At 70.4% G+C, this 12,916-nt stretch carries 8 protein-coding genes; 6 read left to right on the top strand and 2 right to left on the bottom strand.

Annotated features, from left to right (window positions below):
* Positions 1 to 39: 39 nt before the first annotated feature.
* The 3 genes from ACFV5H_RS13565 to ACFV5H_RS13555 are packed head-to-tail and all read left to right on the top strand — an operon-like array spanning position 40 to position 3,034.
* Positions 40 to 345, top strand: coding sequence for a 4a-hydroxytetrahydrobiopterin dehydratase (locus ACFV5H_RS13565; protein WP_385044729.1), 306 nt, complete (start codon positions 40 to 42; stop codon positions 343 to 345).
* Positions 346 to 350: 5 nt separating this feature from the next.
* Positions 351 to 1,124, top strand: a complete 774-nt coding sequence (locus ACFV5H_RS13560) for a class I SAM-dependent methyltransferase (RefSeq protein WP_385194714.1) — start codon at positions 351 to 353, stop codon at positions 1,122 to 1,124.
* Positions 1,125 to 1,162: 38 nt separating this feature from the next.
* Positions 1,163 to 3,034 (top strand): rhamnogalacturonan lyase, encoded by a 1,872-nt coding sequence (locus ACFV5H_RS13555; protein ID WP_385044724.1) that lies wholly within the window; start codon positions 1,163 to 1,165, stop codon positions 3,032 to 3,034.
* Positions 3,035 to 3,104: 70 nt separating this feature from the next.
* Here the strand turns inward: ACFV5H_RS13555 and ACFV5H_RS13550 are convergent, their stop codons facing one another.
* Positions 3,105 to 5,777, bottom strand: coding sequence for a cellulose binding domain-containing protein (locus ACFV5H_RS13550; RefSeq protein WP_385044722.1), 2,673 nt, complete (start codon positions 5,775 to 5,777; stop codon positions 3,105 to 3,107).
* A gap of 143 nt (positions 5,778 to 5,920) precedes the next feature.
* Complete coding sequence (locus ACFV5H_RS13545; RefSeq protein ID WP_385194711.1) at positions 5,921 to 8,836, bottom strand: glycoside hydrolase family 48 protein; 2,916 nt, start codon at positions 8,834 to 8,836, stop codon at positions 5,921 to 5,923.
* 492 nt (positions 8,837 to 9,328) lie between these two features.
* Between ACFV5H_RS13545 and ACFV5H_RS13540 the strand changes: the two genes are divergently transcribed.
* From ACFV5H_RS13540 to ACFV5H_RS13530, 3 genes are all read left to right on the top strand, one after another.
* The gene (locus ACFV5H_RS13540; protein ID WP_385194709.1) at positions 9,329 to 11,056 is read left to right on the top strand and encodes a glycoside hydrolase family 6 protein; all 1,728 of its coding nucleotides are present in this window, start codon (positions 9,329 to 9,331) and stop codon (positions 11,054 to 11,056) included.
* Positions 11,057 to 11,208: 152 nt separating this feature from the next.
* Positions 11,209 to 12,099 carry a class I SAM-dependent methyltransferase gene (locus ACFV5H_RS13535; RefSeq protein WP_385044713.1) on the top strand — a complete coding sequence of 297 codons (891 nt, stop codon included), beginning with the start codon at positions 11,209 to 11,211 and terminating at the stop codon, positions 12,097 to 12,099.
* Between the two features lie 67 nt (positions 12,100 to 12,166).
* A complete protein-coding gene (locus ACFV5H_RS13530; RefSeq protein ID WP_385194707.1) occupies positions 12,167 to 12,868 on the top strand; it encodes an SDR family oxidoreductase in 702 nt (233 codons plus the stop codon).
* Positions 12,869 to 12,916: the final 48 nt, after the last annotated feature.

The following is a 12,916-nucleotide window of genomic DNA, read 5'->3' as shown; positions in this document are numbered from 1 at the left end:
CGGGATCACGGGATCCGAACCGGCGAAGGAGCGCAGCCCATGCCCGTCGAACCGCTGTCGCAGAAGGAGACCGAGGGCCGGTTGGCCGGACTGCCGGGCTGGTCGCTCGACGGTGACCGGCTCACCCGCTCCTACCGGCTCGGCTCGCATTTCGCGGCGACGGCGATGGTCGTCCACATCGCCCAGGTGCAGGAGGAGCTCGACCACCACTCCGACCTCACCCTCGGCTACGACACCGTGGCCCTGTCCGTGCACACCCACAGTGCGGGTGGCGCCGTCACCGAGAAGGATTTCGAGCTCGCCCGCAGGGTGGAGGACCTGGCCCCCGGCCACGGTGCACACTGAGGCGCGTGCTGGACTACGACGAGGAAGCGGAACGGTACGACGTCCTGCGCGGCGGGGAACCCCGCGCGGCGGCCGCCGCGGAGGCCGTGCTGAGCCTCGTACCGGCGCCGGCGCGGGAGCTGCTGGACGTGGCGTGCGGCACCGGCATCGTGACCCGGCGGTTCGCCGCCGCCCGTCCCGGGCTGCGGGTGACGGGCGCCGATCTCTCCCCGTCGATGACCCGGATGGCCGTCGCCCGTCTGCCGGGCGCGGTGGTCCGCGCGGACAGCCGCCGGCTGCCCTTCGGGGAGGCCCGGTTCGACGCCGTGGCCAGTGTGTGGCTGCTGCACCTGATGCCGGGGCCCGAGGACGTGCGGGCGGTCGTCGCCGAGTGCGCCCGCGTGCTGCGGCCCGGCGGGGTGTACGTCACCACCGTCCACAAGGGTGCCTCGCACAACGTCGGCAGCGACATCGACGCGGTCCTCGCCGCCCGCCCGCGCAGCCCGGTCCCCGATGCCCCCGACGCCGTCGACGCCTGCGCCGCCGCCCACGGTCTGCTGCCCGCGGGGGAGGCCCGCTTCCGGGGGCACGGGCAGGGCCGCAGCCCCCGCCGCACCATCGACGACCTGCGCCGCGGCTGGTTCGTCACCCTGCCGCCGGGCGAACCGGTCGCCGAGGAGTTCGCCGCACGGCTGGCCGAGCTCCCCGACCAGGAACGGCCCCGCCCCGACCCCGTGTTCAGTCTCCGGGCGTACCGGAAGCGGAAGGACGGCAACCTGGGGCGCTCCGGCGGCGACTGAGGGGCGGAACCCATCCGTTTTCCCAGGAGGTCCGTCCCGTGACCCACCCCCACAGGCACCGCAGACGCCGTCTCGTCCTGCCCGCGGCACTCGCCGCGGCGGCGCTGGCCGGCGCCGGTCTGACCGCGCTGTCGGAGGCGCCCGCCGAGGCCGCCACCGCACGGCAGGTCGAGAAGCTGGACCGCGGCGTCGTCAGCGTGTACACCGGCAGCGGCAACCTGGTCAGCTGGCGCTGGCTCGGCACCGACCCGGACGACGTCGCGTTCAACGTCTACCGGGCCGGCACCAAGGTCAACGCCGGCCCGATCACCGGCTCCACCACCTACTTCCACTCCGGCGCGCCCTCGCACGCCGACTACACCGTCCGCGCGGTGGTGAACGGCACCGAGCAGGGCGACTCGGTCCACGCGATCCAGTTCCGCGCCGGCTACAAGGACGTACCGATCAGCGCTCCGTCCGGCGGCACCACCCCCGACGGCGTCTCGTACACCTACGAGGCCAACGACGCCTCCGTCGGCGACCTCGACGGTGACGGCGCCCTCGACATCGTGCTCAAGTGGCAGCCCACCAACGCCAAGGACAACTCCCAGTCCGGCTACACCGGCAACACCGTCGTCGACGGGATCAAGCTGGACGGCACCCGGCTGTGGCGCGTCGACCTGGGCCGCAACATCCGTTCCGGCGCCCACTACACGCAGTTCCAGGTGTACGACTACGACGGCGACGGCAAGGCCGAGGTCGCCATGAAGACCGCCGACGGCACGAAGGACGGCACAGGAGCGGTCATCGGCAGCTCCTCGGCCGATTACCGCAACTCCAGCGGGTACGTCCTGTCCGGCCCCGAGTACCTGACGATGTTCAACGGGCAGACCGGCAAGGCGATGGGCACCGTCGACTACGTCCCGGCCCGCGGCACGGTCTCCTCCTGGGGCGACTCCTACGGCAACCGCGTCGACCGCTTCCTCGCCGGCACCGCGTACCTGGACGGAGCCCGCCCCTCCCTGATCATGGCCCGCGGCTACTACACGCGCACGGTGATCGCGGCCTGGGACTGGCGGGGCGGCCAGTTCACCCGCCGCTGGACCTTCGACACCAGCTCCTCCACCAACAGCGGCAAGGGGTACGACGGCCAGGGCTCCCACGCCCTCTCCGTCGGGGACGTCGACAACGACGGCCGGGACGAGATCGTCTACGGCGCGATGGCCGTCGACGACAACGGCAACGGCCTGTGGACCACCAGGACCGGCCACGGCGACGCCCAGCACCTCGGCGACCTCGACGCGTCGACGTCCGGCCTGGAGTACTACAAGGTCTCCGAGTCCACGAGCCAGCCCGCCGCGCTGTACATCAACCCCTCGAACGGCGCGGTCCGCTGGAAGCTCTCCGCCTGCTGCGACAACGGACGCGGAGTCGCGGGGGACATCTGGTCGGGCAACTCCGGCCCGGAGATGTGGTCCTCCTCCGACGGCAGCATCCGTGACGAGGGCGGCGGCACCAAGGGCCGCAAGCCCTCCTCCACCAACTTCCTCTCCTGGTGGGACGGCGACCCGGTCCGCGAACTCCTCGACGGCACCCACATCGACAAGTACGGCACGTCCTCCGACACCCGCCTGCTGACCGGCTCGGGCGTCTCCTCGAACAACGGCACCAAGGCCACCCCGGTCCTGTCCGGTGACATCCTGGGCGACTGGCGCGAGGAGGTCGTCTGGCGCACCGGCGACAACAAGAACCTGCGCATCTACTCCACCCCCCACGACACGGACCGCCGCATCACCACCCTCCTCCACGACACCCTGTACCGCACGGCCCTGGCCTGGCAGAACACCGCCTACAACCAGCCCCCGCACACCGGCTTCTTCATCGGCGCCGACATGCCCACCCCGCCCAGGCCCTCGGTCTTCACCCCCTGAGCGGACCTCCTGAGCACGACCCCGGCCCGCCCGTACCGGTGTACGGGCGGGCCGGGGGCCTTCCACGTGTTCAGCGAACCGCGCAGGTACGTCCGCCCAGTTCGAAGACGGCCGGTGCCGTGTTCGTCGCGGACCGGGTCGCGGTGAAGCCGAAGGCGACCGACGAGCCCGCCGCCACCGTGCCGTTCCAGTCGGTGTTGCGTACCGTCACCGCCGGACCGGACTGGGTGGGGGACCCGTTCCAGAGCTGGGAGATCTTCTGGCCGTTGGCGAAGGACCAGTTCAGGGACCAGCCGTTCCAGGTGGCCGAGCCCGTGTTGGTGAGCTGGACGTCGGCCTGGAAGCCGTCGGGCCACTGGTTGGTGATCCTGTAGGTCACCGCGCAGGCGCCCGACGGACCCGGCTCCTCGGGCTCTTCCGGTTCCTCCGGGTCCGTGCCGCCGCCGGTGTCCGAGGTGTCGCCGTAGACGACCCCCCGGCCGTTGGTCGCCACGTAGACCCGGCCGTAGACCCGCGGGTCACCGGTGATGGCCGCGCCCGTCCAACCCCACTGGTGGGCGTCGTCGTTGACACGGGTCCAGGTCGCGCCCCGGTCCGTGGAGCGGAAGATGCCGCGTACGCCACCGATCTCCGCGCTGGTGAAGAGGGTCTGGTACGAGGCGCCCGGCGCCGCCTTGCCGAAGCCGACGGTGTCGGCGGCGTCGACGTTCGACAGCTTGGTGAAGGTCGCGCCCGAGTCCGTGGAGTGCCACAGGCCGTACGCCCCGTCGCTCGCCCCGCCGGCCAGCCACACGTCGCCCTTCGCACCCGGGAGTGCCTTGAAGCGCACGCTGTCACCGGCCGGAAGCCCCGTCGCGGACGAGGCCGCGAACGTCGCGCCGCCGTCCGTACTGACGTAGAACTTCCCGGACTTGAAGCCGTAGAACGTCTTCGGGTCCACCCGGTCGGATTCCACGACCGCACCCGCCGGGATGCCGCTCGACGCCGACCAGGACGTGCCGAACCCGGTCGCGTGATGCACGCCCGCGCCCTGCGGGCTCCACACGAACCGGCTGCCGTCGGCCGCCGCCGCGACCGTCCCGCCGCCGCTCACACCCGAAGGGTCCGTCCCCGCGAACCAGTTGGCGCCGTTGTCCGTCGAGAACGCGATGTGCGGCCCGGAGTCCAGGTTGCCGGCCCGGACCACCGTGTTCGGGTTCGACTCGGCGAAGTCCAGACTGGTCGTCGACGTGAAGTTCGGCTGGGTGAACATCATCGACGGCACCTTGGTCAGGTCCGTGTGCCGGAAGCCGCCGATGTCACCGAGCGCGCTGATCAGCGGGGCGCCCGACGGGGGAGAGATCAGGTCGTTGACGGCCGTCTCCTCCAGGCCCCGCACCATCGGGGTGATGGTGAACGACGTGTCGTCGTCCCAGTTCGTCAGGTTCTGGGTGCCGTAGATCGTCGCGCCCGTCCCGTACATCATCCGGTCGGAGTCGAACGGGTCGATCTCCAGCGCCTCCGTCATCCAGCCCAGTTTCGGCGTCTGTTCGGGCGGTGACGGGTTCGCGCCCCAGGTCAGCCACGGCGACGACGAGACGTCCATCGTGTAGCGGTTCTCCCGGTTCGGGTACGACGTGTAGCTCCACGCCTGCGTCCAGGTGCCGCCGCTGTCCGTCGAGCGGAAGATCTGCGTGTCCGGCCACCAGGAGCTGTACGCCGTCGCCATCACCGTGCCCGGGTCCTGCCGGTCCACGGTCAGGCCGCTGAAGCCGTAGTAGGTGTCGGCCTCCGCCACCGGGCTGATGTCCGTCCAGGTGCCGGTCGCCGTCGCGTACCGGTACAGCCGGCCCTTGCCGCCGTCGTACGGGCCGCCCGTGTCGCTGTACGCGAGGTACAGGTAGCCGTTCTCGGCGTCGAGGACGCCCTTGTGGGCGAGGTATCCGGTGGGCTGTCCGGCGATCCGCTGCCAGGTCGCGCCCGCGTCCGTCGACCGGTAGACCGCGTTCTCCTTGTCGGCGACCCCGACGTAGACCGTCTTCGTCGCCGACCCCGCGCCGCCCGTCGACTCGTCGAAGGTGACCCAGGTGATGCCCTGGTTGTCGGACGCGTACCCGGAGGTGTCACTCGGATCCTGCGCGTAGTTCCCCGGGTTGGGGAACGCCGTCACCTCCGACCAGGTGGCGCCCGCGTCGGTCGACCGCCAGAGCCCGTGGCCGCTGGGCGCGCCCAGGTACAGCACGTCGTTGTCATGGGGGTCGACCGCCAGCCGTTCCCCCATGCCCCGCCCCGGCATGTTCCCGCCCAGCTTGAACGGCAGGTCCGCCTTCTTCCAGCTCGCGCCCCGGTCGGTGGAGCGCAGCACGGCGCCGTTCGTCGGGTCCCAGTCGTTGGTGTACGTGCCGACCGCCGCGTACACCCGGTCGGGGTCGGCGGAGTCGGAGGCGAGGCTCACCACACCGGTGTGCCCCCAGTCGTCCCAGCCGACCGAGTCGAGCAGCGGGGTCCAGGTCTTCGTGGACTCCTGCCAGCGGTAGGCGCCGCCGATGTCGGTACGGGCGTAGGCCAGGTCCTTCTCACTGCGGTTGAAGACGATGCCGGGCACGAAGCCGCCGCCGTCGATGCGCGCGTTCTTCCAGGCGTAGGTGTCGGCGGCGAGCGTACCGGCCGGCTCGGGGGCGCCGGCGGCCAGGGCGGGCGGGCCGCCCGCGAGCAGACCGGCCGCCAGCGCGAGCACGGTCGTGAGGACACGGGTTCTTCGCACGGAGGTTCCTTCCTCTTGGGGGGAGGTGGAGTGGGGAGAGCGTGCGAGGGCCGGGCGGCCCCACCGTGCGCGAGTGGGACCGCCCGGCCGTTTGTGGTCCCGGCGTCAGGTGCCGGGACCGGTACGCGGAGCGTCGGCGGGGGCTATTCGAGAAGCTCCGCGTACGAGCCCATGGCCAGGGCGATGTCGGCCTGGGCCCAGAACCGGTGGTACGTGAAGGTGGGCGCGGCGCCGCCCGCCAGATAGGACTCGATCTTCGACCACGCCGGGTCGTCCTGGTAGAAGGAACGGATCGACTCGAACGTCGACGACGAGTTGATCGTGTCGCCGTTGGGCATGGTGCCGGTCCAGCCGTTCGGGACGTGGACCGGGTCGTCGAAGCGGTTGTAGTCGGCGCGGGTCTCCGGGACGGCGATGCCGAGCGCGTCCTGGTCGTTCTCCCACATGCCGTCAAGGAGCGCCTTGGCGGTCGAGGCCGCCTCCGTGTCGCCCGAGCGGTCGGCGTAGTACGTCAGCGTCTTGGCGTACGCCGCGGCCACACCGACGTCGTTGGTGTAGTCGGCGACACTGACGTGCAGCCCGCTGTTGGCGCCGGGCGACGACGCGTTCCAGGTGTCGGGCTTGCCCGACCACTGCAGCGTCGACGGGATCCGGAAGGAGCCGTCCGGGTTGACCGTGGTCTCCGACAGCGCCCAGTCGACCCACTTGTCGAGGACGACCTTGGCGTCGGCGTCACCGGTCTGCTGGTAGTACTCGGCGACCCGCTCCATGGACCACGCCTGGAAGCCGAACCACTGGTTGGACGGCGGGTCGTGGTACACCGGCTTCTCGTCGTAGTACATGCCGTAGAAGGTCGGTGTGCCGGACGGCGGGCTCGTGTACCTGCCCGCCCAGCTGTTGGTCGCGCCGCCCGCGATGGCACCCTCGTCGGACTGCAGCCAGCGGTAGAACTCCAGCTGCCGGTCGAGGGACTTGCCCCAGTCCGCCGCGCCCGTCGCCGACTTGGGCTTCAGGTCGTCGTAGGAGCTGAGCGCGTACGCGGCGAGCGGGTTCTGGTAGCCGCCGTGCGCGTGGCTGGAGCCGATGCGCCAGGCCCAGCCCGCCGAGGAGTCGGTGGCACCGCCCCAGGCGTAGTACCAGGAGAGGAGGTAGTGCGAGGCGTCCTTGCCGGTGCCGGCCGGGCAGGACGGGCTGGTGCAGTTGCCGATCTTCTTGAAGTACTTGTCGAACATGGCGTAGCGCAGGTAGTCGCCCATCTTGGCGGCCTTGGCGACGGTCCCGGCGATCTCACCCGCCTTGCCCTGCTCCTCGGCCCACAGGTCCGCCCAGTACGCGGCCTGCACGGCGCGGGCGTCGGCGTCCGGGGCGTTGGTGAACTTCCACTGCTTGGCGTAGGACGCGTCCTTGGTGAACAGGTCCAGGTAGCCGTTCTTCCCGCCGTACTTGAAGGCGTCGCAGGTGGGCTGCGGGACGGTCTCCCACACCGACTCCTGCGGGCCGCGCTGGAAGGTGTTGATGTACGACGGCCCGGTGTCCGACGGTCCCGCCTCGCACTTGCCGGGCGAGTTGCCGTAGCCGTACACGTTGTCGACGTCCTGGATCCAGTGCATGCCGTAGACGTCGTCGGTGCCGTAGGCGGACTTCAGCTCGGCCGCGATCGGGTCGGGGCCGACCGAGACATTGGAGTCGAGCTGCGACGGGTACTCGTTCGGGGTGTCGTACTCGGGCGCGTACGTCGCCGGCTTCGAGGCGTTGTAGAAGGAGTTGGTCGGCTGGTCGGCGTGGGTCGGGATCATGTAGTTCTCCATGATTTCCCAGGCCCCGTTGAACTTCGACCAGTCACCGGTCACCTTGCCGTACATCGCCTGCAGCCACAGCAGGTAGCTGTACGCCTCCGAGGTGGTCTCGTGGCCGTGGTCCGGCGCCTCGACGATCAGCGTCTCGACCGAGTGGTACGGGATGCCCTCCGGCGAGAAGTAGCCGTTCGCCGGGTCGGTGATCTTCCCGTACAGCTCCAGGAAGCGCGCGTCGTACGTCTTCTCCGCGCCCAGCTGCGTCACCGTGACCGCCGCCTTGGCGTGGCCCGGCGCCGAGGACTCGAAGACCGCCGAGCCACTGCCCGAGGAGTCGGCGGCGATCGTCACCTCCTGCGCGGTGTTCCAGTTCGACGGCGTGAAGGTGAGCGACCCGCCGGCGGAGACCGACAGTCCCGAGTTGCCGCTCGCCCGGCTCGTCGTGACGGTCACGTTCGAGGTCGGCTGCTTGGACAGCTTCACTTCGTACGAGCCCGACTCACCTTGCTGGACGCCGAGTTGGGACGGCGTGGCCACCACGGCGGGACCCGAGGCGACCGTGATGCCGACCGGGGTCGAGTCGGCGGAGGCGCCCATGCTGTCGTACGCCTTCGCCACCAACGAATGACTGCCCACGGTCAAACCGGAGGCCGAAAGCGTGAAGGGCGAGCTGCTGTCGGAGCCCAGCAGCTCGGTGTCGTCGTAGAACTCCACCTTGGTGATGGTGGCCTGGTCGGCCGCCGCCGCGGTGGCGGCGAGCGGGACCGTCTCGCCCTGCGTGTAGACGGCGCCGGCCTGAGGGCTGGTCAGCACGGTGATCGGCGGCTGGTGGGCCCCGACGCAGGTGGTGCCGTTGATGGCGAACGACGTGGGAGCGGCGTTGCTGCCGCTGTAGGTGAACTGGCCGCCGGTCGTGACGGCGGCGCCGGCGGCGATCTTGGCGTTGTACCCGGCGTTCTTCACGGTGACGGTCCTGCCGGACTGCGACCAGCTGCCGTTCCAACCGTTCGAGAGCTTCTGGTTGCCCGTGTAGTCGTACGTCAGGGTCCAGCCGTCGATGGCGTCCGAACCGCGGTTGGTGAGGGTCAGATCCACGGTGAATCCGGAACCCCAGTCGTTCGTCCTGTAGTCGACGCTGCACTGGACGGCCGCCGCCTGAGCGGGAGTCGAGCCGGTCGAGAGCATCGTCAGCGGAAGCGCGAGAGCAGCGGCGACGGCCGTCAGCGACCGCCGTAAGCCTCTGCGTCTCCTGGGTGGGGGATGCATGGTGCTGGTTCCTCCTGCGACTCGGACATGTCAAGCCTTGAACCAGTGGGAGCGCTCCCATAGTGAGGATGGGGTGGGGGGCGGTCAAGCCTTGTGTCGAATCGAAAACATTCGACGGTTCAACTTGGGCGAAAGTCAGCAGTCCCCCTGTTCTTTGCCGTCACTTGGCGCTAGCTTCATGTGCACCAGTGGGAGCGGTTCCACCAGTCGACGCGTCCGCCACGACGTGTCCGAGCTGCAAGGAGTCGCTCAATGCGCCACCCCCCGCGTTCAGTACTTTTAGCCACCCCCGTGCACGTGTGGAGCACCTGACGCGGGGTCGCTCGTTCCCGTGGGATCCATGTGCCGTCCCTGCTGCCCGGAACCCCCGGCCGGCACCGCAGGCCTGCCCCGTCAGGTCTGGACGGCATCCCCACCCGTGAGGCACCAGGCCGCGCGATCGTCTGCGCGCGCCCAAGAAGGACAGCCCCCTACGGATAGGAAACCCGCACGATGAGTCGCACCAGAACCGCGCTTCTCGCCGCCATGGCGCTGGTCGCCGGCGCCACCGGGACGGCGATCGCCGCTGTCCCCGGCGCCGCCGGCGCGGCCGCCGCCGTCCCCTGCACCGTGGACTACAAGGTGCAGAACGACTGGGGCTCCGGCTTCACCGCGTCCGTGACGATCACCAACAACAGCGCCGCCAAGTCGTCGTGGTCGCTGAAGTGGTCCTACGCCGGCAGCCAGAAGGTCACCAGCGGCTGGAACGCCAAGGTGAGCCAGTCCGGCGCGAACGTCACCGCCGCCAACGAGTCCTACAACGGCACCCTCGCCACCGGGGGGTCGACCTCCTTCGGCTTCCAGGGCACCTACAGCGGCAGCAACGCCGTCCCCGCCACCTTCACCCTCGACGGTGTGACCTGCAACGTCGACTCCGGCGGACCCACCGACCCGCCGCCGGACCCGGACCCGACCGACCCGCCCGGCAACCGGGTGAACAACCCCTACAGCGGCGCCAAGGTGTACGTGAATCCCGAGTGGTCCGAGAAGGCCGCCGCCGAGCCCGGCGGCAGCCGCATCGCGAACCAGCCCACCGGTGTCTGGCTGGACCGCACCGCGGCCATCAACGGCGTCAACGGCGGCATGAGCCTGCGCGACCACCTCGACGAGGCCCTGCGGCAGAAGGGCTCCGGCGAGCTCGTCATCCAGCTGGTCATCTACAACCTGCCCGGCCGTGACTGCGCCGCCCTCGCCTCCAACGGCGAGCTCGGCCCGACGGAGATCGACAAGTACAAGACGCAGTACATCGACCCGATCAAGACCATCCTCGCCGACTCGAAGTACGCCTCGCTGCGGATCGTCACCACGGTCGAGATCGACTCCCTGCCCAACCTGGTCACCAACGTGACGCCGCGGGCCACCGCCACGCCCAACTGCGACGTGATGAAGGCCAACGGCAACTACGTGAAGGGCGTCGGCTACGCCCTGAACAAGCTCGGCGACGTGGCCAACGTCTACAACTACGTGGACGCCGGCCACCACGGCTGGCTGGGCTGGGACGACAACTTCGGCGCCTCCGCCGACATGTTCAAGCAGGCCGCGACCGCCGAGGGCGCGACCGTCGCCGACGTGCACGGCTTCATCGCCAACACGGCCAACTACAGCGCGCTGAAGGAGGACCACTTCTCCATCGGCCAGAGCGTGGCAGGCAAGTCGGTGCGCGAGTCGAAGTGGGTCGACTGGAACCGCTACACCGACGAGCTGTCGTACGCCCAGGCGCTGCGCAACCAGCTGGTCTCGATCGGCTTCGACTCGGGCATCGGCATGCTGATCGACACCTCCCGCAACGGCTGGGGCGGTGCGAACCGGCCCACCGGTCCGGGCGCGACGACCAGCGTGGACACCTACGTGGACGGTGGCCGCTACGACCGCCGCATCCACCTCGGCAACTGGTGCAACCAGTCCGGAGCCGGCCTCGGTGAGCGGCCGAAGGCCTCCCCGGAGCCCGGGATCGACGCCTACGTGTGGATGAAGCCCCCGGGTGAGTCCGACGGGTCGAGCAAGGCCATCGACAACGACGAGGGCAAGGGCTTCGACCGGATGTGCGACCCGACCTACACCGGTAACCCGCGGAACAACAACAACATGTCGGGAGCGCTGGGCGACGCCCCGGTCTCCGGACACTGGTTCTCCGCCCAGTTCCAGCAGCTGATGCAGAACGCGTACCCGCCGCTGTCGTGACGGGCTGAACCACCGGTCCGCCGGGGCCCTGCCCCGGCGGACCGTCGCACGCCTCTCCGCACGGCACCCTTTTGCGGGAACGGCAATGTCGTTTGCCCACTCCCGGTGCGTCATCGCACTCTGGCGGCATCCGAGCGGAGAGGCTGAGCACCATGGCGCACAAGCACGACCACCAGCACAAGCACGACCACCGGCACGGGCACGACCACGACTGGGCCGAGCTGGCCCCTCTGCTCGAATCCGAGGCGGAGCTGTTCACACCGCTCTACGAGCGGGCCCTGAACTGGCTGGCGAAGGAGGTGACGGAACCGGGACTGATCGTGGACACCGGCAGCGGACCCGGTGTCATCTCGTGTCTGTTCGCCGAGACCTTCCCGGGCGCGCGGGTCGTGGCCGTCGACGGTTCCCGGCCGCTGCTGGAGCGGGCCAGGGACCGGGCCGTGCGCCAGGGCGCCGGCGACCGTTTCGGCACCCTCGCCGGTGAACTCCCCGATGTGCTCGGCGAACTGGACTATCCGGCCGACCTGCTGTGGGCCAGCCGCAGCGTGCACCACCTCGGGGACCAGGCCGCCGCGCTGGCCGCCTGTGCGGAGCGGCTGGCGCCCGGCGGCACGCTGGCCGTGATGGAGGGCGGTCTGCCCGTCCGGTTCCTGCCCCGCGACATCGGGTTCGGCCGGCCCGGTCTCCAGGCGCGCGTCAACGCGGTGGAGGAGGAGCGGTTCGACCGGATGCGGGCCGAACTGCCGGGCTCGGTGGCGGTCGTCGAGGACTGGCAGGCCCTGCTGACCTCGGCCGGCCTGCACCACGCCCGCTCGCGCACCTTCCTCCTCGACCTCCCCGCCCCGGTCACGGACCGCTCCCGTGCCCATGTGGTCGCCGCCCTCACCCGCACCCGAGAGGTCATCGGCGAGGAGCTGGACGCCGAGGACCGCGCCACCCTCGACCGCCTCCTCGACCCCGACGACAAGGCGAGCGTCCACCACCGCCCGGACGTGTTCGTCCTGGCGGCCCACACGGTCCACACGGCTGTACGGCCCGTGTGACGGCTTGACTTGGAGAGCTCTCCAAGTGATGGACTCCCCGGCACGCAACGACACACAGGGGGTTTCCATGACCGACTCTCCGGTCGCGCTCATCACCGGCGGGGGCAGCGGCATAGGCGCCGCCGTCGCACGGCGGTTGCTGGACGCGGGGCAGCGGGTGGCCGTCACCGGACGCGGTGAGGAGCGGCTGCGCGACTTCGCGAAGGAACTCGGTGAGCCCGAGGACCTGCTGACGATCACCGGGAACGCCGCCGAGTACGACGACGTACGGACGGCGGTCGACACCGCGCTGACGCGGTTCGGCCGCCTGGACACCGTCGTCGCCAACGCCGGTCTCGCCACCCACGACTCGGTCGCCGAGGGCGACCCGGCCGGGTGGACCGAGATGGTGCTGACCAATGTCCTCGGGCCCGCGCTGCTGATCAGGGCCGCCATCGACGCCCTGAAGGAGACCCGCGGGCGCATCGTCCTGGTCGGCAGCGTCGCCGGGTTCGTGCCCACACCGGGCAACTTCTACGGGGCGACCAAGTGGGCGGTGACCGGACTCGCCGAGAACACCCGGCGGGAGGTCACCGAGTGGGGTGTCGGCGTCACCCTGATCGCGCCCGGCCGGGTGGAGACCCCGTTCTGGGACTCCTACGGCAGCCTCCCGCCCGGCCGTCTGCTCACCGCCGACCAGATCGCCGACTCCGTCGTGTGGGCCATGCGGCAGCCCGCCGGTGTCGACGTCAACACCGTGGTCGTACGGCCCGTCGGCCAGCCCAACTGATCACCGCCGGACGGACGCGCGACGGCCTCTCCTCCGGTGGGAGAGGCC

The sequence above is a fragment of the Streptomyces sp. NPDC059787 genome, assembly GCF_042732315.1.
Classification (GTDB): Bacteria; Actinomycetota; Actinomycetes; order Streptomycetales; family Streptomycetaceae; genus Streptomyces; species Streptomyces atrovirens.
Note: the sequence above shows the minus strand (reverse complement) of the source record. Positions and strands in the feature narration are given on the sequence as shown.

Coding starts and splice junctions, on each gene's coding strand:
- ACFV5H_RS13545 (WP_385194711.1), bottom strand. CDS start 8,836: ATGCATCCCCCACCCAGGAGACGCAGAGGCTTACGGCGGTCGCTGACG.
- ACFV5H_RS13530 (WP_385194707.1), top strand. CDS start 12,167: ATGACCGACTCTCCGGTCGCGCTCATCACCGGCGGGGGCAGCGGCATA.
- ACFV5H_RS13565 (WP_385044729.1), top strand. CDS start 40: ATGCCCGTCGAACCGCTGTCGCAGAAGGAGACCGAGGGCCGGTTGGCC.
- ACFV5H_RS13535 (WP_385044713.1), top strand. CDS start 11,209: ATGGCGCACAAGCACGACCACCAGCACAAGCACGACCACCGGCACGGG.
- ACFV5H_RS13540 (WP_385194709.1), top strand. CDS start 9,329: ATGAGTCGCACCAGAACCGCGCTTCTCGCCGCCATGGCGCTGGTCGCC.